Below are 24476 nucleotides of genomic sequence, written 5' to 3' on the forward strand. Positions count from 1 at the left end.
ACCAAAGATATAAACCCATGGACTTTTTATCCATTACTCCAAAGGTCAAGCCGCTGAGAAAATACTCCGGAGGTTATAGGTGAATGGAGGCTTTATTCGCCTTCGTCCTGGCCTTCCTCTGGGACCTGCTTTTAGGGGAGCCGCCGGCGAAGCTTCATCCAGTGGTATGGTTCGGAAAGCTCGCCGGATTGGTCGATTCCCGCTATAAACGGCGCTTTCCAGCGCTTGATTTTCTTGTAGGAATGGTTACGGCACTGATGGTTATTGCCTTTGCCCTTTTGCTTTCCTTCTTACCCCTTGCCCCCTATCCACTTAACTACGTGCTGATGGTTTACCTCCTGAAGAGCTCTTTCGCAGCGAGGAGTTTGCACGAGCACGTTGCCAGGACTGTGACGAAGGACGTTGAAGAAAAGAGGAAGGCCGTCTCGATGATAGTCAGTAGGGACGTTAGCAAGCTTGACGAGCCCCACCTCAACTCTGCCGCGATAGAGAGCCTTGCCGAGAACCTCAACGACAGCGTTGTGGCACCTCTGTTCTATTTTCTCCTCTTCGGCCTACCCGGTGCTCTGGTCTATCGCGCCGTCAACACGCTCGACGCGATGTTTGGATACAGAAACGAGCGTTACGAATACTTTGGAAAGTTCTCGGCAAGACTTGACGATGCCCTCAACTTCCTCCCGGCCAGGCTGACGGTTCTCCTCTACCTGCCCCTCGGCATGGGGAAGGTCATCCGCTACTACCGCCTGGCCAAGTTCAAGATAAACTCCGATAAACCAATAGCCGCGATGGGCGCCATCCTGGGCGTGTGGCTTGAGAAGCCCGGCGTTTATCGTTTTCCAGGCAGGGCGCCAGCGGATGAAGACATAAAGAGGGCCTTAAAGCTCTACTGGCTCATCGTTGCTGAGTGGGTAGCAATAGCTGTGCTGCTGCTCTGGACGGGGGTGTGCCCATGCTTGAGCCTTTGAAGTTCTCAAACTACCACGGCGGTGCGAGGGAGGAAGGTCTGCTCGATTTTTCGGCGTCACTTAACCCCTATCCTCCCGAATGGCTCGACGAGATGTTCGAGCGTGCTAAGGGGATAAGCGACCGCTATCCCTACTACGAAAGGCTTGAAGAGGGTCTTTCGGAACTAATCGGCGAGGAAGTTGCCGTGACCGCCGGCATTACTGAAGCCCTCTACCTCCTCGGAACCCTCGCACTCCGCGGAAGGAAGGTTGTAATTCCTCGGCACACCTACGGCGAGTACGAAAGAACAGCACACATCTTCGGGGCGGAAGTTATTAAGGGCCCGAACGAGCCCTGGAAGCTGGCTGAGCTGGTTGAGAAGGACTCGGTGGTCTTCTTCTGCAACCCAAACAACCCGGACGGGAGGTTCTACCGCGTTAAAGAACTTAAGCCCCTCCTGGAGGCAGCTGAAGACAAGAAAGCCCTGCTCGTTTTGGATGAAGCGTTTATTGATTTCGTTAAGAACCCTGAAAGCCCAGAAGGGGAGAACGTCGTAAAGCTCAGAACCTTCACCAAGAGCTACGGCCTGCCCGGAATAAGGGTCGGCTACGTGATCGGCTTCCCAGAGGCTTTCAGGAGCGTTAGAATGCCCTGGAGCATTGGCTCGACCGGCCTGGCCTTCCTTGAGTTTCTCCTTGAGGATCGCTTAAAGCACCTGAAAAAGACGATGCCACTGATCTGGCGCGAGAAGGAGAGGATTGAAAAAGCCCTGAATGTTAAAAGCGACGCCAACTTCTTCATCAAGCGCGTTGGAGACGCTAAAAAAGTCGTCGAGGCACTCAAAGGGCTGGGGATCCTGGTGAGGAGCTGCGAGAGCTTCGGCCTCCCCGAGCACATCCGGTTCTCCGTGAAAAGGCCAGAGGAGAACGAAAGACTTGTCAGGGCGCTGAAAGAGGTTTAAGGGAAACGAAAATAGGGCCTTCAGGCCCCGAACTTCTCGCTCCTGTTCATTAAGTCCATCATGATGGGAACGATGTCGTGGCCCTTTATCCTTCCGAGGCCGCCGCGCATGCATTCCCTCTCGCCGAAGGCCTGGGTTTCATCGGGCCTGACGCCGCCGCCGGCGATAAGGAGCGGAACCGGGTCGCCGCTGTGGTTCATTACCTCACAGGGCGTTGAGTGGTCGCCTGTTATAGCTATGACGGTCTCATCAAGGTTGATGTGCTCGATGATGTAGCCTATCATCCTGTCGGCCTTCTCTATCATCTCAACCTTGAGCCTGGGGTTGTTGTCGTGGCCAGCGGCGTCAGTGGGCTTGAAGTGAAGGAAGACGAAGTCATAATCCTTGAGCAGTTCAACTGCCTTCCTCGCCTTTGCCATCTCGTCGGTGTTGTACTCGCCCGTTGCTCCCTCCGGCGTGTAAACGTCGAACCCTATGGCCCTGGCGACGCCCTTAACGAGGGAGACCGCTATTACTCCGGCGGCTTTGACCTTCCACTGTTCCGTGAACTTCATCGGGATGTCGGGGTAAGTTCCGGCACCGCGGATGAGGAGGTAGTTGGCAACCGGCTTGCCCTCCTTCCTGCGCTTCTCGTTTATCGGGTGCTTGTCGAGAACTTCTTGAGCTTTCCTGACGAACTCCTCAAGGATTTCCGCCACTTTCTTGCTCTCCTCGTCCTCCCAGGAGAAGGGGTGGGGCGGCCTGCCGGCCTCGTGGGGGTCGTTCTCACCGACGCGGTAGCCTTTGGCCATTCCCCTGAGAACGAGAACGGCCCTGTGGCCGGTTGCTCCGGTGAAGATAAAGTCAACAGGTATCCTGACGTTCTCCTGGATGGCCTTCGCCAGCTCGTGGGCTTCCTCAGTGCTTATTCTTCCGGCACGTCTGTCGGTTATGATGCCGTTCTCTATGGTGGCGAAGTTGACGCGGAAAGCCAGGTCGTCCTCGTTGAGGTCAAGGCCGGCTCCGAGGGCCTCGAGGAAGCCCCTGCCGCGGTAGACTTTGTAAGGGTCGTAACCGAAGATGCTGAGGTGGGCTGTATCGCTTCCCGCCGGCTGTCCGGGCTTTATGGGGTCCTGTTGTCCGAGAATTCCCACCTTCGCCAGCTTATCCATGTTTGGTGTATTAGCGTATTCAAGCGGTGTTTTTCCGCCAAATTCTTTGATTGGCCTGTCGCCGAGGCCGTCGAGGATTATGAGCAATCCCTTCCTCTGCTTCATGTCTATCACCGGGAGTGGTTAGTTCAGTAGTTTAATAAGTTTGTTGCACAACCTTTTTATAATGGCCATTTAGAGACATTCCTGGGATGGAGGATGCTCGAGTTCGCGGTATGGTCTCTCTCAATACTGGCTGGAATCGCGATCCTCGTTCTTGCCGGGGATAGGCTATCCGACAAAATAATCGAGGTGGCAAGAAGGGCGGGCGTCTCGCCGCTCATTATAAGCATCGTCCTCGTGAGCCTTTCAACTACTCTGCCGGAGATAACCACCAGCGCCCTGGCGAGCTATCAGGGGGTCAACGGGATAGCCCTTGGAAACGCCCTCGGAAGCATTTTCGCCAACATAGCCCTGATTCTCGGCCTCGCCTCCATGATCAAGCCCCTAAAAGCGGACTCTCCTGCTTATGAGAACTCCCTCGTAATGCTTGCCTCACTCATCTTTCTCATAGCCCTATCGATCGACGGAGTTTTAAGCAGGCTCGATGGATTTTTACTTCTTCTCGCCTACGCTGCTTACCTTGGGTGGCTGTTGAAGAAGCACGCAAGGAATGGAGCTGATTGGGAGCCGGTGGATGGAGTTGGAATTATCGACTATGCTCTTCTCATAATTCTCGGCCTCTTTCTTGTCGGCGGTGCCGAAATGGTGGTATTCGGCAGTAAAAACATCGCCCAGGCCCTCGGAGTCTCTGACTTCGTGATCGGGGCAACGGTGGTGGCGGTGGGAACATCCCTCCCGGAGATGACCAACGCCATCTATGGCGCCATAAGGGAGCGGGGGAACATAAGCGTCGGCAACATAATAGGGGCCAACATCATGAACGCCCTCGTCGTCCTCGGAATAGCCTCCCTCATAGGGCCCCTCCAGACCGGGGCCTCAGTGCTGACCGTAATCCTGGTTCTTTTTGTGATGATTCCGATGATAGTCTCCCTGAGAAAAACCGGAGGGATAGGCAGACGCGTTGGGGCTTACTTCCTTGCCCTCTACGCGCTTTATTTGGCCCTCCTTTTTTACGGCGTTGAGCTTTGATTTTTTCAAGCGAAAAGTTAAAGAAAGAGGTCAGAACTCCAGCTTCTCGAGGAACCTCTTGGCGTACCTTAGATCCTTCTCGAGCTCGGCCTTCTGAAGGAGCTGTCTCTCGATGGTGCGGAGTGCATCGTGGACGGCCTGAATGGCGCCCCAGCTCTCACCGGTGGCCACGAAAAGTCCTCTGTCGGTCGATATCCTCATCCTTGCCTGGTAGAGGTGGACTCCCCTGAACTTTTCCTTAAAGCGCCTTATGTAGAGGTATATCACTCCCTCCTGGCCAAGCAGGCTCTCGTAGCCGTCAACGAACCTTTTGATGTCGCTGATTATCCTCTCCCTGGTGAAGTCGCTCAGGATTGAAGCGTCCCCGCCGAGCTGGAGGTAGAAACGGGCCTCCTTTTCGGTCATCTTCGAAATTGGCAGGAGGAGGTCCTTAACGGTGAGCACTCCGACAACTTTGTTGTCCTCGTTAACAACTACAAGTCCATCGATGTCGTTGTCCCTCATTGTGGCGACGGCTTCCCTGACGGTAGCGTTGGGGAGTATGGTTATTACTCCCCTTATCATCACATCGCGCAGTGGCATGCTGAAGGGCGGTATCTTCTCACCGGCAACTTCACCGTACTGGGCCTTGAAGCGGGGTTTGATAAAGCGCACTATCAGATCGTGAAGGGTAACCAGGCCCTCCAGCTTGCCTTCCTCGTTGACTATGGGTATCCTGGATATAGCGTGGTCTCTCATCGTAGCGAGAGCCTTCGCCACGGTGTCTTGGGAAGTGAGGGTTATAACGTCCTTTGTCATGTAGTTTTCAACCTTGTCCTTTCCAAACTTTTCCTGGGCAACCCTTTCGAGGACGGCCACATCGTTTACGACACCGATTATCTCTGCCTTTGACTCGCCAACGGGGAGAGACCTTAGATCAACTTCAAGCATGAGCTTTGCCGCCTTGCTGAGGTCATCGCCGGGCTGGAGAACGGGGGCAGGTTTGTAAACATCCTTAACCTTGGCTTTGGTGGGGTCCCACTTGAGGTGAGATCTGATTATCAGGTCCTGGGTTAGGACTCCTTTGTACAGGTTTCCATCGAACACGAGAATCAGGTCCGGATCCTCCTTTTCAAATATGCCAACCGCCTCAGAAAGCGGAGCATTGATGTCCACCTTCTGGAACCTGTCCGTCATAACCTCCTGCACCAGAATTCCAACCATGCTGTCACCCCCTTCATTTTTCTTAGGGCGTCTGAGGATTTAAACCTTTGCAATCCGTGAGGTTTTAGTAAATACAGGTTAATAAATTTTTCGCGGGTTGATTTACATGATCCTGTCCAAAAATAATGGACCTGCGACCGAAATCGTCTCCCGCAAACTAACTACAACAGCAGAATTTTGGGCAGGCGGCAATATACTCAGAACTAAAAATTTATAAACTCCCCCGAGCCCCTATCAATAGGAAGCGCCGGGGTAGCCTAGTCCGGGAAGGCGCGGGACTCGAGATGACGGATTTTGACGAAAGAAGGCCATTTCCTGACGCAATGACAAAAAGCGAGCCAGAGACCCAAGACGTTTTTACAGAGGCTTTGATTGACTCAACAGCCAAGATCCATTATGGTCGTGATCGCGAAGAATACGCCAAGTGGATACAAAGGGAGTCCCCTTCTCTGGCCTCTGATGACACTTTCAATGTCTTTGGCTTGCCAGAGGAGTACAGAGAGAAAATAGAGGTCTATGACATGAAGAGGATAAAGCTGTCACACAGGAAGCACCAGACGAAAAGGGGTTATATAGCTGTCTTTCCTGTTGAGATGGGTGAGGACCTCAAGAGGCTCAAGGCTTCAGGCTATGAGATGAGGAAGGACAACACATACAAGAGGACGATGTTGAACCATCCAGAGAAGCATAAGGATCTGGCACTTTTCAGGAAGTTCTTCCAGAATTTCATGAATGATAACGTGATGAGTACTGTTCCAAATCCGCCGGCCGATGTGTTTCACCTAATCGAGTTCCTGCAGGGGAGAGCGCCAAAGAACGTTGGTGGTAGGAACTACCGCTGGAACGTGAAGAACGCGGTGAGAATCTACTATTACATGGTGGATAAGCTGAAAGAAGAGCTTGGGATACTGGAGCTTTAGAGAAGCAGGTTCTATACTGACTTTTTCTTTTCCGCTTTCGTGGTCGCTCAATGCCGATGACTTTCCGTTTACCGTTCTGTTCCTCAATGATGAACCACGCGCTGGCCAAAGGGTTAAACTTCCGCTTCCTCATTTTTGCTTTCACCAGTTAAATCTTTCCCTTTTTTGTAGAGTTCAAGGAACTCCTTCGGGGTAAGAATGTAGAATTCGTGCCGGCCTAACTTAAACCTCTTGTTCTTATCCCGGATTCTTAAGAGGTGCTTCCGGTCGTAAGTTATCAGGAATTCAGCCTTTGAATTATACACCACATCCAGAAAGGGAATGTCCTTTGCATCGCCAACTTTCTCAATGAGGGTTTTAGACCTTTTGAAAGAGCGCTTTATCGGAACTCTTTCTGAGTATAAGATGACGACATCAACTCGTTCTTTGGCAATAGACCGAGGAATCTTCTTCAGGATTTTAGGATAAGCGATTACATTGTAGTACTCCCCTCGGGTGGCGGTAGAATAGTAGGTCTTTATTTTCTCGTCAAAAAGAAGTTTAATCACCTCAAAGGCATGACCTTTGGAGGACAGAAGCGCTGAAATCAAAACAGAGGTGTCAATAACTACTCCAGGCCGAGTTTTTTCAGCTTTCTCTCCAGCTTTTCCCATTTCTTAATCTCCTCCTCGGCATCATAGTAGAGCTTAATAGCCTCCCTCTCACTCACGCGAGGATTCTCCTTCTCCCAGTTTTCGATGACATCCCTGGCCTGTTCCCTGCTCATTTTAGTCTTGATCCTTTTGAGCCTCTCTCTGTTTGCTTTCCACTCGTAATACTCAATAAGCTCTTTGGGGGAGACCCCAACGGCCTTTGCGACTTCTTCAATGAGGAGTTTAACACCCTCCGAGTTTTTCACACTAACGACCATTTTCCACACCACTTTGCTCTTGACTTTCCCGCTCTTAAGGTTAACCCTCACTTCCTGCGCCTCCGTTTCATGCTCGTTTCAGGTAAAAATTTATAAAGTCTTGTGGGTGTTTTCATCATGGTAAAATCGGGTGGTGTGTCCGGACACTCCCATACGGGGGAGCAGGAGCCGGCCGGAGCGCGGCGGAGGCGGCCTAGGCGCCTTTCACCGCGTCTGCACATTACGCTACCTGCAGAGGTGTACAGGAAGGCCAAGAAGCGCTGGGATAACGTGAGCCAAATCGTGGCAAAGCTCCTTGAGATGGCTTTGTCTGAGGATTTGACGGTTGAGGAGGTCGTGACGGCTGTAACGCTCCTCCGTGAGGGAGTGTTGGTTGTTGGGAAGCGCCGGGGTAGCCTAGTCCGGGAAGGCGCGGGACTCGAGATCCCGTGGGCGTCCGCCCGCCAGGGTTCAAATCCCTGCCCCGGCGCCATCGCCGAGCCAGGGTTTTCCTTCCCTCCAGGGCAGGAAAGAGAAAGACAAAACTCGGGCTCAGGTAGTCACGTAGGCACCGTCTCTCTCAACTATCACAGTGTGCTCGAACTGGGCAACCATGCCGCCCCGTATTTCCCTGAGAATTGGATAGGCGTAGATGGCACCGGCCGTTTCAAGCTGGGACAAAGCCATTTTAAGCTGTCCCTCAGGTAGAACGCCCTGAAGCCAGCGATAGGCAAAGGGCAACGTCTTGTACTCGTTCTTAATCTTCATTAAAAGCTTCCGGGCGTGGACGTTCCTGGTTGGCCTGTCTTGGAGATACATAAATATCAGCGCCGGGGGGACCTCTATTACCTGTCCCGCCCCGGTTGTCGCAAAGGGTTCTATGGCTATTACATCCCCCTCTTTGAGTTCGTAGGTGTCGTTCTGCCTGTAAACGTTTGGAATGCTTAATCCAGTATGAAGCCTGTAGCGCTCTATTTTATGGCCACTCAGGTTTACGATAGGATTGAAACCCTTTCCCCGTATCGTTTCCTCAATGGCTTTTCCGATCTCCCTTATCTTCACCCCCGCTCTGACGGTGGCTATAGCGTTCTCGAGCGCTTCTCTGGCCGCTTCCATGAGCTCATCTTCTTCCATACCAACCCTAACGGTCACCGCTGTGTCGGCGATGTATCCATCTATATGGACTCCCAGGTCTATCTTCAGGTAGTCCCCCTCTTTCAACGTGGTTTCATCGCCTTTGTATGGAGTGTAATGGGCCGCCTGTGCGTTTGTCGAGAGATTGCATGGAAATGCCGGTTTTCCGCCGAGCTCGACTATTCTCCTTTCGACGAACTCCGCTATGTCATAGAGCCTTGTCCCTGGTTTAACGAGATCCATGACCTCCTTCCTGACTTGTCTTGCTATTTCTCCCGCCTTGATCAGAGCCTCCATCTCGTCCATCCCCAACACCGGCCTTTTTAGGATCCCCTAACCCTTAAACTTTTTGTTCGAAAACCTTTTATTTTTCTCCGCCTGCTCTATTCCGGTGCCGTATGTTAGAATTCAGGAGGTACATTAACTCAAGCGAGGACATCTTCGTCGTTCAGAATCTGATAGGCGCGATACTCGAGGGTGTTGGCGTAGCTTACCTGTTTCCGGTCCTTCTCATATGGTTCTATCCCTCGGAGATAGGTTACGTCCCCTACTTCGCTGTTCCAGGGTTTATCAACGTTCTCCTGGGGGCCTGGCTTTCCAGACAACAGAAAAAGATAGAGGACGTAAACCTAAGGCAGGCCATGATCTCGGCTGCGTTTATATGGCTCTTCGCATCGCTGGTAAGCGTCGTTCCCTTCATTAAAATAGCCAATATGAGCTTTTTGGATTCGTACTTTGAGAGCATGAGCGCATGGACTGGAACTGGTCTGACAATGATGAAGAACCTGGAGAGTTACCCTCACGTTCTGCTCTTCTGGAGGGCGTGGATGCAATGGCTTGGCGGGATAGGGATAGTCCTCGTGGCCCTCTCCATTTTGATCCGTCCCGGAGTTGCCGCCGCAAGGCTTTATCGGGCAGAGGCCAGGAGCGAGAGAATCCTGCCCAACTTGGTCAACACGGCCAAGGTCATATTCCAGATCTACTTGGTTCTCACCTTAATCGGCGCCTATTTGTACTACGTAAACGGCATGGGACTCTTCGATGCAATTACTCACGCAATGACCGGCCTGGGAACCGGTGGTATGAGCAGCCACGACGCGAGCATCGGGTACTTCAACAGCATGAGCATAGAGGCCATTACAATCTTTTTGATGATCATGGGTGCCGTCAACTTCACAGTCCACTACAGGGTGTTTAAAGAAAAGCGCATAGGTTCGTTTTTTGATGACGTCCAGGTGAGGTACATGTTCCTCTTTCTCATTCCAGCGATATCACTCCTGGCCTACGGCTTGGTCTGGGATGGTGATTCTGTTGGGGATTCCCTGAGACAGGCTGTATTCCACGCGGTCTCGGCAATTTCATGTACCGGTTTCAGTATCTCTGACCTCTCAAAGTACCCCGAACTTGACAAGTTTTTACTCGGTCTGCTCATGGTCATTGGGGGAGGCGCAGGAAGCACGGCAGGTGGGATAAAGCTGATCCGTTTCACCCTGATGTACGAAAGCCTGAAGTGGACCGTTCAGCAGTCGATCCTTCCCAGGGGTGCGGTCATAAAAAGGAAGGTTCAAAACTACGTCTTCACGGCCGAGGATCTCCAGGAAGTTACGGGCTTTGTGATAACATACCTAGCCTTCCTTCTCTTCGGAACCCTCTACATGATGGTTCGCCTCAGGGTATCCCTGGTGGACGCATTTTTTGAAACCGCATCGGCCCAGGGCAACGTAGGCCTGAGCGTTGGGATAACTTCCCCGTCTTTGCCAGGTGATGTTAAAGTCCTCCTGATAGCCCTGATGTGGGTGGGCAGACTGGAGATATTCTCGGTCCTCGTGTTCGTTGTCAGCCTGGTTACTATGTTGAGGGCGAGAAAGTGATCATCTCAGAGAATCCCTGCAGGCTTATGCCACCCCGGCCTTAAACTGAAAAGCTCGTCAAGTTTCCCCATTCCTGTATCGCTCCATCAAGAGTTCAAGGTAGGACCTCCGTTCAAAATGTTCAACACCGAGCTCCTCTAAAATTGCCCTGAGGTGCTCTACAGCTTCCTTAATTTCCCCCTCATCCTCAACAAGGGTTTCTATTTCAATGAACTTCCCGAGGTTTTCCACTTCGTCGAGAGCTATGCTGATGCCCTTCTCAACGTAGTACTTCTCACGTACCTTGGTAACCGTGAGCACCTCAACAAAGCCCAGATTTTTGAGTATTTCGACGTACTTGTCCGGATCGGTCAGCTCAACCTCTATCTCCTCCCGGGTCTTCGATTTCTTATCAAGTTTTGGCCCCTTGTAAGTCATGAAAACCTCGAAGTGCCCGTTGAAGCGCTTCACCCTTATTCTGAGGGCCTCATCGGTTTTGGAGAAATCCCGACAGGGATGCTGGAAGTATGTGTCTTTGTGGTACTCCCTCCTCACGAGCCTGTACTTTTCCCGGACCCTTTCGAAGATCTCCTCATCCGCGTAGCCCTTCAGCTCCACCTCTATCACACCAACACCCCCAGGTTTTTGGCCAGCTTCTCCTCACAGACTGGGCAGTAGAGGGGACTTTTAAAGTCTGTATCCCTTATCGAGTTGGAGAAGTGCATAACGCACCGAGGATTTGGACAGTGCCCCAGTCCGAAGACGTGTCCGAGCTCGTGCATGGCTTCCTTAACGGCCCTCTCCTTTAAAAGCTCTTCATCTGGCCCCTTCCCGTAGAACTCGGGCCTTAACCTGTGGAGAGATATCACGGCCGCCCCAAGCGATGGATTGGCTAAACCAAGGATGAAGTTCAGCCCCTCCTCGTAGAGATCAACCTCTGTAACGCCGAGGATTGCCGTTCCTCCCGCCCTTTTCCGGAGGTTGGCTAAGGTGGGCAGAAAAACCCGCCCGAGGTACTGCCTCCTTATCGGGTTGAAGGCGCGGGAAAAGGGCTCCACGGGGATCTCCGGGAGCATTCCGGTGGAAAGGCCAAAGCGGGAGTAATAGGCCCCCACAAAGTCGGCCACTCTCTTCAAGGGGGTCTCATCCACCTCGCCAATCGGGGCGATAAGTATCATCGGCATCAACTGAGGTAGAAGGGGAAGCCAATAAAGTTTTCGAAGGAAGGAAAAGTCAGGGAGTCAAATCCATTGGCTTAAGCTCCTCAAGGAGGTGTTTGGCGAGCTTTATTGTGAGGTCGATGTCCCTCAGATCAGCTGTCTCGACCTGGCTGTGCATGTACCTTATCGGTATGCTGAGAACGGCAGTGGCAACGCCTTCCCTGTTGATCTGCATTATGTTTGCATCTGTTCCAGTTGGCCTTGGAGAAGGCTCGATCTGGAGTGGTATCTCGTACTTCCTGGCGACTTCGTCTGCGAAGGCCCTAACCTTCGGGTTGATGTTTGGCCCCACGTCCATGACCGGCCCGCCGCCGAGCTTTGGCACAAGCTCACCCTTGTCGCCGACCTGCTTGGCGAAGGTAACGTCCATGGCTATTCCTATTTCAGGGGCTATGGCATAGCTGGCAACCCCCGCACCCCTGAGACCAACCTCCTCCTGGACGGAGGCGACGAAGTAGACATCAGCCTCGTGGTTCTCGAGGGCCTTGGCCGTTTCAATCATGGCGTAAAGGCAGACGCGGTCATCGAGATAGGGCGTGGCTATGCGGTTCTCGTTGAGCTGTACGAAGGCCGGGGCGAATTCCCCGACTGTGCCTACGCGGAAGCCCATCTTTTCGGCTTCCTCCTTGCTGTCGGCGCCAACGTCAACGACTATGTTGTCCCAGTCGGCCGCTTTCGTCCTGTCCTCCGGCTTCTGGAGGTGGGGTGGCACATGGCCGACAACGCCAAAGCGCTCGCCGTTCTCGGTGAAGAAGCGAATCCTCTGGGCGACGAGGGTCCTCGGGTCAACGCCTCCAACCGGAACGACGTGGAGGTAGCCTTCCTTGTCTATGTGGTTTACCATGACGCCTATCTTGTCCATGTGGGCGGCTACCATCACCCTGGGCCCCGAACCCTTCCTGTGGGCTATGACGTTTCCGAGCTTGTCAACGTATATCTCGTCCACAACTGGCTCGAGTTCCTTCAAAACGACGTCCCTTATTCCAAGGAACTCGTAGCCAGAAACACCGGGAGCTTCAACGATCTTCTTAAGCAGTTCCAGGTTCACCATGGCCTGCGCCTCCGTTTAGATTTCCATCTAAATGTTGTGGCAGAAGTATTTAAGGGTTATGGGGGGCGGAGAGAAACCGAATGAAAAAAGCGTTTGAGGAGGCCATCAGGCCCCTGGCTCGGCGAGAACCTTAATCTTCCTTACCTCGGCGCGCTTAATCGGATATATCTTCCTGGCCTCCTTGGCTATCTCGTTCGCTATCTGACCGTTGACGGACTGGAGGACGAAGTCCGCGAAGTTGAGCTCTTCGGCCTTCTTGTAGATGATGTCCTGGATGACCCTCCTTATTGCCCTCTCCTGGCTGGTCTGGATTCTTCTATAAGCGATGACCAGCCCCATAACGCGGAGCTTGTAGCCGTCCTTGGTGGTGACGTTGAAGATGCCGTCAACTCTCGTCGTCCTCCTCCTTACGAGGCTCCTTACGTAGCTCCTGGCCAATTTGTGGCCCTTGAACTTGGTGTATGCGTTCTGGCCCTTCACGTCGTAGACCTGGAAGTAGAGCTTCACGTGTCCCTTGGTGAAGTCACCGGTCACGTCCTTGAGCGTGGTCTCTATGACCCTCCCTATAACCTTCCCGGGCTCGTCTGCCGGGGTGAGTCCTATCTCCTTACCCCCGAAGAAGTCGGGAGCGTAAACCACGTACCACTCCTTAAGCTTCCACTTGTCTTTTGCCGCGGCGGCCATCTTTTTCGGATTAGCCATCTTAACACCTCCACTTACACCTTTTCGGTCATTTCCTCGGCGATTTTGACCGAAAACACCAGGTCATCAAGCGCTTTGATGAGAGTATCAATCTCACCCGAGTATTTAACCTTTGTCCTGACGGTTCCATCAACCCATCGGGTTTCCAAATTTAAACTTTTCTTTAGGCTTTCCGGTATGCCCTCATCGTCTACCTGAACGGCCCTTGCGATTGCCTCAGCTTTTCTGGCATCACCGTAGTGCCAGACTATCTCTGCCTTAACCCTGACTTTCACCCTGCTCCCCCCTGAGCTGTCTTGCCAGCGCCTCGTTGAAGAGCCTGATGAACTCATCGATTTTGCCCTTCGGGAAGCGAATCCCCGCTGCTATGGCATGACCTCCGCCCTCCCCCCCAAGCTTCTCCGCAACTTCTCTCAAGGCTTCGCCGAGGTGGTAGCCCTTAGCGAGGGCTTTCTCGGTGGTTCTGGCGGAGCCCTTCACCAGGTTCTCGTCTTCGTCGCTGTCGGCAATGACAACGACTGGCTTTTCAGGATCGGCGAGACCGGCGTTTATGGCCATGCTGGCGGCTATCCCGGCGAGTGTGTCCCTGATGCTCTTTCCCGCGTAGAAGACGTAGGCGTGATCACTTTCGTTGACCGTGTTCCAGTTCTGGATTATGAACTTCCTTGCCTCGATCTGCTCCCTCTTGTAGTCTTCGAGCATTTTAACTGCCCTTCTGTAGGCTTCCTCATCTCCGAGGCAGATTGCAACGCCCAAAGTTCCCTCGTTGAGTCTTCCGGTGGCGTTTAATAGGGTAGAAAATTCCCTGGCCTCGTGCCTGGGGTCGCCCTCTGGATAGAGGGGGCTTATCACAACGTCTCCGATGAGCCTGTCTATGGCCTCCTTCGGGGCACCGTGCTTTATGAGGTGAAGAACCAGAGCATCGTGGAGCCTCCTCTTCTCCTCTTCCCTGAGCTGCCAGTAATGCATCTCTGAGTCGAAGCCCCTGGAGCGGAGCCATTCTATGGCCTTCCTTTCGTCTCCAGTTATCTCCGGGATCTCCGGGTTGGTGGAGTAGGCAAGCATCTGGTAGAGGGGCCTGCTCTCCCTTCCGAATAGCCTCAGCTCTTTCCTGACTTCCAGGATTCCAAGCTTTTTCCCGTCTTCGATGACCTCGATGTTCATGCCATGGAACTGGCCGTCTATCTCCTGCATGTCACCGACTGCACCAACTATTGCTATATAGGCTAGCTCTCTGTTCTCCCTGTTCATCTCTCTGGCAACGAAGTAGGCAACACCTGAACCGCTCAGATCACGGACGCTGTTGGCGCCGAATAGAACGGGGTTGACGAGGATGTGGGACTCGTTCGAAAAGCTCTCCTTTTCGGGTGGATGATGATCAACCACAACAACCGTTGCTTCGCCGAGGTATTTCTCTATTAGCTCCATCGAGCCACTGCCAAGGTCACTGAAAACGTATATCTCCCTGTTCTCACTCGCGAGCCTGTTGAGGAGCTCTTCACTGACCTGCTTGACGATGCTCAGCTGAAAGGCCCCACCTTCCCTTGCCACGGCCCTGGCGAGAATGGCACCGGCGGTGATGCCATCGGCGTCGCGGTGGGAGATCAGCCTTACCGTGTGGCCTAACTCGATATGCATCTTTATCAGTTCGGCCCCTGCTCTGGCCCGCTCTAAGAAGGCACCCTTATCCACGGGGCATCACCGGTAAGAAGAAGGAAAGGGATCAGCGGACCAGGAGCTTGGCCTGCTCCGGATCGTAGCGCCACCCGGCTGGGAGCTTTCCGGTCCTCGTGTAATACTTGGCAAGCCTGAGGATCTTGCTCTCGATGAGCTGAAGTCCCCTCCTGGAGTGTTTGTCCTTCGGGTGCTGCTCCAGGTGTTTCCTCAGGTTCACTGCGCGCCTGATGAGGAACATCAGATCCTCCGGGATTTCCGGGGCAAGACCGTTCTCCTCAAGTATCTCGGTGATCTTCTTACCCGTGATGAGCTTGACACTCGGGATTCCGTACTGGTCCCTCAGGATCGTTCCGATCATGGCAGTGCTGTAGCCCTCTTTCCTGAGCTTCACAACGAGCCCTTCAACTTCCTCCGCTGTGTATTCCACCCAGGCGGGCGGAGCGGTCCTTGGGGGCTTTTTTGATCCAGACTTACCCCTCTTCCTCGCGTGTATCCTTGCCATTTCCTTCACCTCCAGGTGACGGCCAGCTCCCGCCAGCCGCCCCTTCGCGTGGGGAATCGGGATGGGATTTAAAAAGGTTTGCCCGACCGGAGCCCATTTAAACTCTCCCCCTGTTGAAGAACCCGGTGGTGAAATGCACGAGGTACCCTTCGGTGAGATATTGGAAAGGCTCCGCGGGATTGGCTCAAAAAAAGTCCTCATACAAACGCCCGAAGGTCTTAAAAAAGAAGCCCAGGAGCTGGCCGACTTTCTTGAGGCCAAAGGAATAGAGGTCATAATAAATGGCGACGTCAACTACGGGGCGTGTGACCCCGCGGATTCAAAGGCTAAACTACTCGGATGCGACGCCCTCATACACCTTGGACACAGTTACATGATGCTACACCTGGATGTTCCCACGATCTTCGTCCCGGCTTTCGCAAAAGTTGATCCAATCCCCGCCCTTGAGAAAAACCTCGGTGAGATAAGAAAGCTGGGGAAAAGGATAGCCCTGGTTACCACCGCCCAGCACATACTCCATCTCGAGAGAATGTGTCGCTTTCTTGAGGAGAAGGGCTTTGAAGTCCTGGTTGGCAGGGGTGATTCCAGGGTAAGCTGGCCGGGACAGGTTTTAGGCTGCAACTTCTCTGCCGCGAGAGTGGAAGCGGAGGGGGTTCTCTTTGTTGGAGCCGGTTACTTCCACCCGTTAGGCGTGGCAATTGCCACGAAAAAGCCCACCCTCGCTGTAAACCCCTATTCCGGCGACGCCATCTGGATGAACAAAGAGGCGGAAAGGCTCGTCAAAAAAAGGTGGGCCCAGATAGTCAAGGCCATGGACGCGGAGAAATTCGGGGTCATCGTAAGTACAAAAAAGGGACAGCTCAGGCTGGCAGAGGCGAGGAAGATTGCTAATCTTCTCAGAGAGCATGGGAAGTACGCCAGGCTTATAGCAATGGACTACATAAGCTATTCCGCCTTGGAAGGCTTCGATTTTGATGCCTACGTCGTAGTTGCCTGTCCGAGGGTTCCGATCGACGACTACGAAAACTGGAGAAAGCCTGTGCTTACACCGAAGGAGGTCGAGATCCTCCTAGGCATTCGTGAGGAGTACGAGTTCGATGAGATACCCGGTGCCGAGAGAAAGGAAGACGAGCCCTTTGGCGTTTCCCTAAAAGGTTCACCAGCGAAGAACGCAGATTTTGACAGGATGTGAGTAAACAACGGGACCCGTGATAGTAGTAGCCAAGGAACACCAGTGACAGGTTAACTACCACCGACACAAGGATGAGCAATCTCAGATCGTTGTTAGAGAGACTGAAACGCCCCATGTTTCGGGGTAATTCCCCGCATTTTTAACCTTCTGAAGTTAAAGTTCCACGAACTCCCAGCCCCTCTGGTGGGTCTCTATTCCCTCCGCCTTTACCCTAAGGCCTTTTATCTCCCCCTTCAGCCCCCGCAGGAACTCCCCGAACTTCCCGGGGTCAGTCAGGATCGCGTAGCTTTCCGGATACCCCTCTTTGAGGAGGATTTGAAACTCCTCTCCAGCCGCCCGGAGGTTCAGAACCTCGAAGAAGTAGTAATCCGCAAAGTCTCTCGTCTCCCTGACTATGGCCGAGACGTCCGTTACTTCCGGAATTATCGGGCTGACGAAAACATAGGTCTTCAGCCCGGATTCCTTCAGCTCCTTTAGTGCGCTCACCCTTGCCTCTTGAACCGGCGTCAGTGGCTCAAAGAGCCGCTTTTCCCTTCCCGTGAAGCCGTTTATGGTTAAGCCCACCTCTATCGAGCGGAAGAGTTTAAAGATGCCAATGTCTCTCGTAACGAGCGGCGACTTCGTCAGGATGGAGAGCCCGTTCCTCTTGTCCATGTATTGAAGAACCCGCCGCGTCAGCTTTAGTTCCGCCTCTACCGGCTGATAGGGGTCGCTCACCGCGGACATGAAAACGCTCCCATTAACGCGCTTTCTGGCAAGCTCTGGCGCGTTGGTTTTAGCTTCCACCCAGCTGCCCCACTCGCCGTAGTCCCTCCATTTCGCCATGAACCTGGCGTAACAGTATTTGCAGGCGAAGGCGCAACCGACGTACTGGTTTAAGCTCCACTCGACACCGGGAATCCTTGAGGGAGTGTAGATGCTTTTGGCCTTTTTCTCGATGACCCGAAGGTTCATAAGTTCAAGTTGCCAGACCTTCTTAAAAGGTGATGGCATGAACTTGGAAATCAGAAGGAGGCCCGTCAGGTATGCGCGGATTGAGATGAAGCCCAATGGCGTTGTAGTCGTTACCGCGCCTGAAGGCTTCGACGTTGACTCCTTCGTGGAGCGCCATAAGGAGTGGATTGAGGCCAAGCTGGCCGAGATAGAAAGCAGGAGAACCGAATCGGGGTTTCCCATAGACGGGGAGCTATACCAGGTCATCCGCGGAAGAAAGACCAGGGTGCACGGGAAGTTCAGAACAGTCGTGTTCTCAGCCTACCCGGATGAAGCCATCGCCGAGCTTAAGTCATACCTCCGACCAGGGATAATGGCTTTGGTCGAGGAATACTCAGGAAAAATGGGCGTTTTCCCGAAGAGAGTATTCATCAGACACCAGCGGAGCAGATGGGGAAGCTGTTCACCCCGGGGAAACATTAACTTCAACGTCCGCCTCGTTTCCGTTCCGCCCTGGCTTAAGGAGTATGTGGTAATCCACGAGCTCGCGCACCTGAAGCACATGAACCACTCAAAGGCGTTCTGGGAGTTCGTTGGGCGATTCTACCCCGATTACAGGAAAGCCAGAAAGGAGCTCAAGAAGTGGTGGAGCATCATCGAGCTGAATCCATACTGGAGATGGCTCGGTGGTGGGGAATGAGGAACCCCATCACGCTCCTCGCGTTGGCGGCGGACGAAATCGCGGTGGGCCCGCGGTGGTCCCAGCGCCAGGCCTCAGACGGGCCCTGAGAGCCCGATCGGGAAAACCGCCGTGGTGGCTGTGGATTTGGTAGCATGGGCAAAGGGAACTAAGGTTCCCGTGGGATGCCAAGCATCGCCAGAACCCGGGCAACTTCCTCGGGGTGGTTCGTAGTGAAAGAAACCGTCCAGCCCTTTTTCTGCCTCAGAATTACACAGCCCTTGGCCGGGAGATTGAAGTGAATTGCTCCGGAGCAGCTCATCCAGCCCTCTGTAACGGAGAAGCTCGCGAGGTTCTCTATCTCGACCGTCTTTCTGGTGAGAAGCCCGAGTAACCCCCGTATACTTACCCTTCTCTCGTCTATCTCGATCCTTATCTCCATAGCATCCACTAATACGAGCACGACGAGAAGCGCTGTGATGAGCATGAACCCAAAGCCCTCACCGGCCATGTAGGTGGCATAGAGGCCGAAGAGCATCGGCAGCGCTGCGAGGATCAGAAAAATCCTGAAGCCCCTGCTCGAGACCTTCTCCTCGTAGAGGGCCATTGCACCACCTGAAATTCTGGGGAGTTATTCCTTTTAAACCTTTAGGTAGAAAGCGGGCCGGTGATATGATGGTAAGGGGGATAATCCTGCCTCCCCAAAGTCGGAGCGCGACGCCAGCAAGGCTATGCTTCCCTTCACAAACTACCAGGGAAAGAAGCTCAACCCCCATACCTCAGCACGTGGATGTCCCTGATTAAGCGGTGTCTCTCCTCGTAGTCCGTGTACTTCGCCAAAACCTCGAAGCCGAGCTTTTCGAGCCACTTTCTCTCTTTTCTGTACACTCCCCCACCGTTAAGCCTGTAAGCCGGGAAAACGAAGACGACTTTTCCGTTCCTCTTCAAAACATCCGCAAAGCTCTCGAAGACCTGATAGTAAAACCGGTCAAGCTCGTTGGCGAGTTTAATTGCCTCTTCTCTGTCCGGATTTCTCCGCAGTGGCTTCCCGAGATAGGGTTCCGTCACTATGGCGTCAAAGCGCTGCCGGAAGCACCTCTTGAGCTTCCTCGCGTCGCAGACCTCCAAATGGGCCGAGTTTTTAAGCCTGAACTCCTCCCTGAGCCAGGAGAGGTTCTGCTTTGCCGCCCCGATCTGCCCCTCGTCCCTGTCGCTGCCGTAGGCGTCCAGGCCCTGAAGAACGAACTCCTGAACCACTGTGCCAATCCCGCAGAAGGGGTCAAGGAAGCTGCCTTTTCTGACCTCGGAGAGGTTCACCATTATCCTCGCGAGCCTCGGCGGGATTGAGAGGATTGGCTTCTGAACCGGCCTCCCGACGTCGAGCTTCTTCAGTTCGAACGGGTCGGTTACTTTAACGGTTTCGCCGACGAGGAAGCTCCCGTCCCCCCTAAAGAGGAAGACGAAGTCCTTAACCTCAGGAAAGCCCTTCAGGATGAGTTCTGCAGGCATTGAATAAACCTCAGCAGGCTTGAAGAACTTGGCCGGCCCTTCCTCCTTGAAGTGCCTCTTTATCTCGCCTCCCAGCTTCCTCCAGAGCTTCCAGTCGCTCCTCCCGTAGAGGCTTACCGTGAAGAGTTTGGAGTATTCGAGGTCTTTAATAGCACCTTCGCCCTCACCGATTATTCTCACGAGCTTGAGGGAGCCGCCGAGCCAGTGGAAGTATCTCTCAACCTGGGAGAAAGCATCAAACAACACCCAGTTACGGTTAGATTCAAGCGCCCTAACTTTAAGGTCGAATCTCCTGCCAAAAGAATAAAACTCAGCCTCACTGAGAGCTGGATTTTTGCCCAGGATTACTGCGTGCATAGAAAAAGCTTTACTCAGGCTTTTAAAAGCTTTTGGGCCGATAATATTAAGAACCCTAACTTCGAAATAGGATTCAGGGGGCGTCGCTGATGGTAATAGATGAAATCGTTGAAACCGTTGAGGCTATCCCCGATCCCTATCTGAGGGCAACCACCTACGCGAAAATCGCCGAAAGGCTGGCTAAAATCAATGATAAGAGGTTTAAGCCCGTTTTTATCAGGGCCATTGAGGCGTCAAAGAGGATAGATGACCCGGCAAGGCTCATGAGGGCCCTTCTCTCCATCGGATATTCAATGGCAAAATCCGGCCTGAGAACGTCAAAGAAAGTTTATCAGCGTGTCGTCGAGGACTCCAAAAGTTTGCCTGCCCCAGTTAGGGATGAGCTAATGGCTCTGGCGGCCAGGTATATGCTCGGTCTCGGGGAGATAAGCGAGGCCATATACTACGCCGGCGAGATAAAGTCCGAGGAGTTGAGGGATACGGTCCTGCTCCAGGTAATCCGCAGAAATACAGCTCTAATAGGGCTGGAAAAAGTAAAAGTGGCCTACAGAATCAGGAAGAGCAAAATGGCTCTTGAGATGATACACTCCGAGCCCTCCCGTTCAAAGGCCTTAATCGAGATAATGAAGTCCTACCTCATCATGGGGAGCTACGAAAACGGGATAAACGTCATAAAGGAGATCGAACTCAGGGAGTGGGCAAAGCACGCCTTTAAGGAGGCCCTGTTCTTCCTGAAAGAGTACGGAGTTTTGGAGAGGTACGTAATACCGCTAAAGGAGCTGGCAAAGGAGCTCGTTGAAAAGTTTGGAGAGGCTTTCAAGATTGAGCTGGCCATAGCCTTCGCCCTTGCCGGGGAGTCCCACGAAGCCGCTGATCTCATGAGAAAGCTTGATGGAGAAGAGCTTTTGGTCGAAGCTTCCCTTAGGCTTCTTGATGTTTCCCCAAAGCACCTGGCGGACCTTATTCGTGCCCTGAATGACAGGGAAGCCGCCGTGGTTGGGAAGGCAGTTATGAACAGGTTCCTGGAGAATCCAGAGAAGGGCGACTGGGAGGTAGTAAGGGCCATCTGGGAGCGTACTGAAAACGAGGAGGTAATGGTGAAGATAATAAGGTATTCCCTCATCCGCGGTGATGTCGAAGGGGCCATGAGGGTTGCCGGGAGGATAAGGAGCGAACGCCTCCGTTCAATAGCCCTGGCGGATATAGCCCACAGTCTTTTGAAGCTCGGGGATATCTCAAGGGCAATAGACGTTGCCCTGGAGGTCAGGGACGTGAGGTTTTCCTCGATTCTCATGGCCGAGCTGCTTCTCAGCGCAACGGACGTTGAGATAGAGAAAAGGGTGGTCACCAATGGAACGGCTAAGGGGCTTAATGGGAAGAAGGCATGAGGGCGATCCTCTGGACTACGTGCGGGATCTTACAGAGGCACTGCTTGAGGGAAAGCTCATCGAAGAGGAAGTCCTCTTCAGAGACGCCGTTGGGGAGATATACTCCACTCTCAGAAAGGAGGTTCTCTCAAAGACCTCGAACCGGGACTACGAGAGGTTACTCCGGGCCTATGAGCTGGCCGTTATTCTGAGGTACCTGGTTCAGGACGGTGTTAAGACCTCAAGGGAAGTCCTCGAAGAACTGCTCAAAACACTCTGAGGCGAGGTGAGGGGGTTGATTTTCACGATAGAAGTTCCCACCAGAGAGAGGTTCCAGATAGTCGACATAACGGACGAGGTTCAGCGGAAAGTTCGGGAAGGAAAAATGAAGCACGGCATAGCGCTGGTGTTCACGAAGCACACTACCACCGGGCTGATGATAAACGAACCTGAGGAAGGCCTTCTACAGGATTTCAAGTCAAAGATGAAAGAGCTGATACCGGAGGGAAAGGGCTACCTCCACGACAGGATAGACAGCAACGCCCACTCCCACCTTAGGGCAGGTCTCTTCCTCAACTCCGAGCTGGTTATTCCAGTGGACGGGGGTAAGCTTTTGCTGGGAACATGGCAGAGGATCCTTTTTGTGGAACTGGACGGACCGAGGCATAGAGAAGTCCTGGTCATGCTCTGCCCCTGCCAGGAACTCCCGGAAGGGTGAGCTCCGCTCCACCTGCGGCCGGGCACCCACCACAACGCTTCGCTCCCCGAGGCACAGCGAAACATTTATGGCAACTTACAGGAAAGGGTCATAGATGAAGATCGTAAAGGTGCCCGATGAAGACAGAGCCGGCGTGATCTCCTACGGATCCCCTCCTCAGGTTGAGCTTGAAATAGAGGTTATTCCGAGAAAGGGTGAGATAGTTCTCCGAATAAGCAACCCCAACTTGGCCAAAGTCGAGATAACGAACGAAGTTGAGCTTTACGAGTACGTAGGCTTCTGGCAGAAGCTTAACCTGGGCCTCGTATTTCTGGAAAAGAGAATCGTCCTCATACCGGGTGAAACCGTTGAGCAGAGGATCCCGGTTGAACTCACTCCGGGGGAGTACAGGGTAGTCAAGTTTGCTTACGTCAAAGGTGCAAGGGTGAGGGTTGAGAAAGAATTCACCCTACGCTAGACCAAAACTTTTTGAGGTAGAGCCTCATCTTAGCCAGATCAACTGGCTTCATGTCCTCTGCAAGCCAGTCCGGGAGGTCTTTTCTCACGTTCTCCCAGAGAGCGCGGTAGTCGAGGATTATTATAGAGCCCCTCTCCTCTGCCGAACGATGGACCCTCCCGGCAGCTTGAACGAGCTTTCTGTGGGCTGGTAAATAATAGCCGTAGTATCTCCCCTTGCCCGGAAACTTTGCTTCGAAGTACCTCACCTGAGCCTCGGTTCTGGGCGTTGGCCTCGCATACGGAAGACCGACCAGAACGACGCCGTTCATCTCATCCCCGCTGTAGTCCTGCCCCTCGCTGTTTCTACCGCCCATAACCCCGAGCAGAACGGCCCCATTGGTTTTGGAATGTGCTTTGAACTGGGCAACAAGGAGGTCGTTCTCCTTTGAGGAAGCGCCCTGCTTCTCAATAAAGACGGCCTTTCCAGTTTCCTCCAGCCTCACCTGGAGATTGGCTGAGAGAAGTCCCTGGAGGACTTCGTAGGAGGCCGTGAAGACGCCGACGTTCTTAGGTATTATTTTGACAGTCTCGACGATGTAGTCCACCATCTTCCTGTAAACCTGGAGAGACCTCTCCTCCCCCCTCGTGGAGACGTCCCTTGCAACGAGAACCAGTGCGTTCTCTCGCTTCACCATCCTCGGGAACTTCTTCAGCATTGAGTTCTCAATTTCCATAACGTCCCTGAAGGCCTCCAGGGGAGTTAACGTTCCGGACATGAAGATTGCGCTCTTAACATCTCTCACAAATGTTAGAGCCTTCGATGGGTCAAGGGCAACCAGTTCAAGGCTCAGGCCCTTTTCTCTGCTCATCAAAAACAGGTAGTCGTCCCTGCCGATCAGGGAAAACCAGAGAAGGAGAAATTCACCGATTCTACCGATGTAACTTCTGGGTGGCTGGTTTTTCTCGATCCTGTCTTCCCTTATGGAGTCCCCCACGGTTACCATCTCGTTAAGGGTCTTTATCAGATAGCGTGCATCAATCCCGAGGACGTTCATGGGATGGGCAAAGATGCTCTCCGGGGATAGGGGCACCTCCGTGACTTCCCTGTCCGAGAATTTCTCCGAGTAAAGCAACTCCAGCCCTTTCCCGAAGATGCTGAGGAAGTTGGCTATCTCGTGCTCCCTGTATTCCTCAGCCTCCTTTATGGCGCGGTTTACCGTGTGGATACTTATGCTGTCGCTTAACGCCGAGATAGCCTGATCCGGGAGGTTGTGGGCCTCGTCGAAGATCACTATCAGGTCCGAGTACGTGAGTCCCAGGCCCTCCAAAAACGCCTCCCTTATCCCCGGTGAGATCATGTAGAGGTAGCTGGCCACGATAACGTCGGCTTTCTCCGCTACCTTCCGGGTGAGATCGTAGGGGCATAACTCAAGGGTTTGTGCGTAATCCAGTATCTCCACCGGGTGGGCTGGCTCACTAAGAAAGAACTTTGCGACCTCTTCAAACTCCTCCTTTTTCTTTTTCTCGTTCTCGTAGAACTGGCACTTCCCGCTTTTCTTCAGATTCTTACAGACGACCATGGCAGTGTACGCGTCGCTGGTGTACTCTATGAGGTAGTTGTGGAGGCAGAGCTCTTTTCTGCTCCGGAGCTCGACTCCAGAAACTGGAGTCTTTTTGTTTATCTCCTTAAGCTCCTCTATAACCCGATCCATCTGCCTGTGGGTTCTGGCAAGATAAAGAACCTTGTAGCCCGCCTCCTTTGCATAGGGTAAAACGCCTGCCAGAACGCTGATTGTCTTTCCAAAGCCAGTGGGGGCTTCAATTATTAGGTTACTACCTCTTCTAACCGCTTCGTTAACGAGATCTATAAACTCCTTCTGGTGAGGCCTGAGGATCTCGTAGGGGAAGTACTCCATCACTCCAGCTCCCGCCCCGATTTAGGGAGGA

At 53.2% G+C, this 24476-nt stretch carries 27 protein-coding genes and 1 tRNA gene; 12 read left to right on the top strand and 16 right to left on the bottom strand.

Annotated elements, in window-relative coordinates:
- Positions 1–83 precede the first annotated feature (83 nt).
- Positions 84–965 carry an adenosylcobinamide-phosphate synthase CbiB gene (gene cbiB, locus ACZ47M_RS05540; protein ID WP_315342815.1) on the top strand — a complete coding sequence of 294 codons (882 nt, stop codon included), beginning with the start codon at positions 84–86 and terminating at the stop codon, positions 963–965.
- Positions 950–1906 (top strand): aminotransferase class I/II-fold pyridoxal phosphate-dependent enzyme, encoded by a 957-nt coding sequence (locus tag ACZ47M_RS05545; protein WP_315342814.1) that lies wholly within the window; start codon positions 950–952, stop codon positions 1904–1906. The genes cbiB and ACZ47M_RS05545 overlap by 16 nt, the downstream gene beginning before the upstream one ends.
- 20 nt (positions 1907–1926) lie before the next feature.
- Here the strand turns inward: ACZ47M_RS05545 and ACZ47M_RS05550 are convergent, their stop codons facing one another.
- Complete coding sequence (locus ACZ47M_RS05550; protein WP_315342913.1) at positions 1927–3162, bottom strand: 2,3-bisphosphoglycerate-independent phosphoglycerate mutase; 1236 nt, start codon at positions 3160–3162, stop codon at positions 1927–1929.
- 93 nt (positions 3163–3255) lie between these two features.
- Between ACZ47M_RS05550 and ACZ47M_RS05555 the strand changes: the two genes are divergently transcribed.
- Positions 3256–4188, top strand: a complete 933-nt coding sequence (locus ACZ47M_RS05555; RefSeq protein WP_315342812.1) for a sodium:calcium antiporter — start codon at positions 3256–3258, stop codon at positions 4186–4188.
- Positions 4189–4218: 30 nt separating this feature from the next.
- Here the strand turns inward: ACZ47M_RS05555 and ACZ47M_RS05560 are convergent, their stop codons facing one another.
- Entirely contained in the window at positions 4219–5391 is a 1173-nt protein-coding gene (locus ACZ47M_RS05560; RefSeq protein ID WP_315342810.1) for a CBS domain-containing protein, read from the bottom strand.
- Between the two features lie 284 nt (positions 5392–5675).
- Between ACZ47M_RS05560 and ACZ47M_RS05565 the strand changes: the two genes are divergently transcribed.
- Complete coding sequence (locus tag ACZ47M_RS05565; protein ID WP_315342808.1) at positions 5676–6311, top strand: integrase; 636 nt, start codon at positions 5676–5678, stop codon at positions 6309–6311.
- Positions 6312–6424: 113 nt separating this feature from the next.
- Here ACZ47M_RS05565 and ACZ47M_RS05570 read toward each other — a convergent pair whose 3' ends face one another.
- A complete protein-coding gene (locus ACZ47M_RS05570) occupies positions 6425–6964 on the bottom strand; it encodes a putative toxin-antitoxin system toxin component, PIN family (RefSeq protein WP_315342806.1) in 540 nt (179 codons plus the stop codon).
- Positions 6919–7221, bottom strand: a complete 303-nt coding sequence (locus ACZ47M_RS05575; RefSeq protein WP_315342805.1) for a hypothetical protein — start codon at positions 7219–7221, stop codon at positions 6919–6921. The genes ACZ47M_RS05570 and ACZ47M_RS05575 overlap by 46 nt, the downstream gene beginning before the upstream one ends.
- Before the next feature lie 385 nt (positions 7222–7606).
- Here ACZ47M_RS05575 and ACZ47M_RS05580 point away from each other — a divergent pair.
- A tRNA-Ser gene (locus ACZ47M_RS05580) sits at positions 7607–7693 on the top strand.
- Positions 7694–7752: 59 nt separating this feature from the next.
- Here ACZ47M_RS05580 and map read toward each other — a convergent pair.
- Complete coding sequence (map, locus tag ACZ47M_RS05585; protein ID WP_315342803.1) at positions 7753–8640, bottom strand: type II methionyl aminopeptidase; 888 nt, start codon at positions 8638–8640, stop codon at positions 7753–7755.
- A 92-nt stretch (positions 8641–8732) separates the two neighbouring features.
- On the opposite strand from map, the gene ACZ47M_RS05590 reads away from it, so the two are divergent.
- On the top strand, positions 8733–10205 hold the full coding sequence (locus tag ACZ47M_RS05590) for a TrkH family potassium uptake protein (protein WP_315342801.1): 1473 nt from the start codon (positions 8733–8735) through the stop codon (positions 10203–10205).
- A 57-nt stretch (positions 10206–10262) separates the two neighbouring features.
- On the opposite strand, the gene cyaB is transcribed toward ACZ47M_RS05590, so the two are convergent.
- From cyaB to ACZ47M_RS05625, 7 genes are all read right to left on the bottom strand, one after another.
- Positions 10263–10811, bottom strand: a complete 549-nt coding sequence (gene cyaB, locus ACZ47M_RS05595) for a class IV adenylate cyclase (protein WP_315342799.1) — start codon at positions 10809–10811, stop codon at positions 10263–10265.
- On the bottom strand, positions 10808–11362 hold the full coding sequence (locus ACZ47M_RS05600; protein ID WP_394356315.1) for an archaemetzincin family Zn-dependent metalloprotease: 555 nt from the start codon (positions 11360–11362) through the stop codon (positions 10808–10810). Before ACZ47M_RS05600 ends, cyaB begins: the two co-directional genes overlap by 4 nt.
- 55 nt (positions 11363–11417) lie before the next feature.
- Positions 11418–12455 carry a lysyl aminopeptidase gene (locus ACZ47M_RS05605; protein ID WP_315342795.1) on the bottom strand — a complete coding sequence of 346 codons (1038 nt, stop codon included), beginning with the start codon at positions 12453–12455 and terminating at the stop codon, positions 11418–11420.
- 105 nt (positions 12456–12560) lie between these two features.
- Positions 12561–13157, bottom strand: a complete 597-nt coding sequence (locus tag ACZ47M_RS05610) for a 30S ribosomal protein S3ae (RefSeq protein WP_010478104.1) — start codon at positions 13155–13157, stop codon at positions 12561–12563.
- 14 nt (positions 13158–13171) lie between these two features.
- Positions 13172–13432 carry a KEOPS complex subunit Pcc1 gene (locus ACZ47M_RS05615; protein WP_315342793.1) on the bottom strand — a complete coding sequence of 87 codons (261 nt, stop codon included), beginning with the start codon at positions 13430–13432 and terminating at the stop codon, positions 13172–13174.
- On the bottom strand, positions 13416–14849 hold the full coding sequence (locus ACZ47M_RS05620; protein WP_315342791.1) for a DHH family phosphoesterase: 1434 nt from the start codon (positions 14847–14849) through the stop codon (positions 13416–13418). The genes ACZ47M_RS05615 and ACZ47M_RS05620 overlap by 17 nt, the downstream gene beginning before the upstream one ends.
- Before the next feature lie 31 nt (positions 14850–14880).
- Positions 14881–15336, bottom strand: a complete 456-nt coding sequence (locus ACZ47M_RS05625; protein WP_010478098.1) for a 30S ribosomal protein S15 — start codon at positions 15334–15336, stop codon at positions 14881–14883.
- Between the two features lie 133 nt (positions 15337–15469).
- On the opposite strand from ACZ47M_RS05625, the gene dph2 reads away from it, so the two are divergent.
- Complete coding sequence (dph2, locus tag ACZ47M_RS05630) at positions 15470–16528, top strand: diphthamide biosynthesis enzyme Dph2 (protein ID WP_315342788.1); 1059 nt, start codon at positions 15470–15472, stop codon at positions 16526–16528.
- 153 nt (positions 16529–16681) lie between these two features.
- Here the strand turns inward: dph2 and ACZ47M_RS05635 are convergent, their stop codons facing one another.
- Positions 16682–17482: an SPL family radical SAM protein gene (locus ACZ47M_RS05635; protein WP_315342786.1), complete on the bottom strand. Its 801-nt coding sequence runs from the start codon at positions 17480–17482 to the stop codon at positions 16682–16684.
- 37 nt (positions 17483–17519) lie between these two features.
- On the opposite strand from ACZ47M_RS05635, the gene ACZ47M_RS05640 reads away from it, so the two are divergent.
- The gene (locus ACZ47M_RS05640) at positions 17520–18161 is read left to right on the top strand and encodes a M48 family metallopeptidase (RefSeq protein ID WP_315342784.1); all 642 of its coding nucleotides are present in this window, start codon (positions 17520–17522) and stop codon (positions 18159–18161) included.
- A 148-nt stretch (positions 18162–18309) separates the two neighbouring features.
- Here ACZ47M_RS05640 and ACZ47M_RS05645 read toward each other — a convergent pair whose 3' ends face one another.
- Both ACZ47M_RS05645 and ACZ47M_RS05650 read right to left on the bottom strand, forming a co-directional pair.
- Entirely contained in the window at positions 18310–18747 is a 438-nt protein-coding gene (locus ACZ47M_RS05645; protein ID WP_315342782.1) for a hypothetical protein, read from the bottom strand.
- A 158-nt stretch (positions 18748–18905) separates the two neighbouring features.
- Positions 18906–20006 carry a TRM11 family SAM-dependent methyltransferase gene (locus ACZ47M_RS05650; RefSeq protein WP_315342780.1) on the bottom strand — a complete coding sequence of 367 codons (1101 nt, stop codon included), beginning with the start codon at positions 20004–20006 and terminating at the stop codon, positions 18906–18908.
- 89 nt (positions 20007–20095) lie between these two features.
- On the opposite strand from ACZ47M_RS05650, the gene ACZ47M_RS05655 reads away from it, so the two are divergent.
- The 4 genes from ACZ47M_RS05655 (at position 20096) to ACZ47M_RS05670 (ending at position 22548) form a co-directional block, all read left to right on the top strand.
- Positions 20096–21394, top strand: coding sequence for a prenyltransferase (locus tag ACZ47M_RS05655; protein ID WP_315342779.1), 1299 nt, complete (start codon positions 20096–20098; stop codon positions 21392–21394).
- Complete coding sequence (locus ACZ47M_RS05660; RefSeq protein WP_315342778.1) at positions 21378–21653, top strand: hypothetical protein; 276 nt, start codon at positions 21378–21380, stop codon at positions 21651–21653. The genes ACZ47M_RS05655 and ACZ47M_RS05660 overlap by 17 nt, the downstream gene beginning before the upstream one ends.
- Positions 21654–21668: 15 nt before the next feature.
- Positions 21669–22091 (top strand): secondary thiamine-phosphate synthase enzyme YjbQ, encoded by a 423-nt coding sequence (locus ACZ47M_RS05665; protein ID WP_315342776.1) that lies wholly within the window; start codon positions 21669–21671, stop codon positions 22089–22091.
- A gap of 94 nt (positions 22092–22185) precedes the next feature.
- On the top strand, positions 22186–22548 hold the full coding sequence (locus ACZ47M_RS05670; RefSeq protein WP_315342775.1) for an immunoglobulin-like domain-containing protein: 363 nt from the start codon (positions 22186–22188) through the stop codon (positions 22546–22548).
- Here ACZ47M_RS05670 and ACZ47M_RS05675 read toward each other — a convergent pair.
- A complete protein-coding gene (locus tag ACZ47M_RS05675; RefSeq protein ID WP_315342912.1) occupies positions 22535–24445 on the bottom strand; it encodes a helicase C-terminal domain-containing protein in 1911 nt (636 codons plus the stop codon). The genes ACZ47M_RS05670 and ACZ47M_RS05675 overlap by 14 nt on opposite strands.
- Positions 24446–24476 lie beyond the last annotated feature (31 nt).

The organism is Thermococcus waiotapuensis, assembly GCF_055384795.1.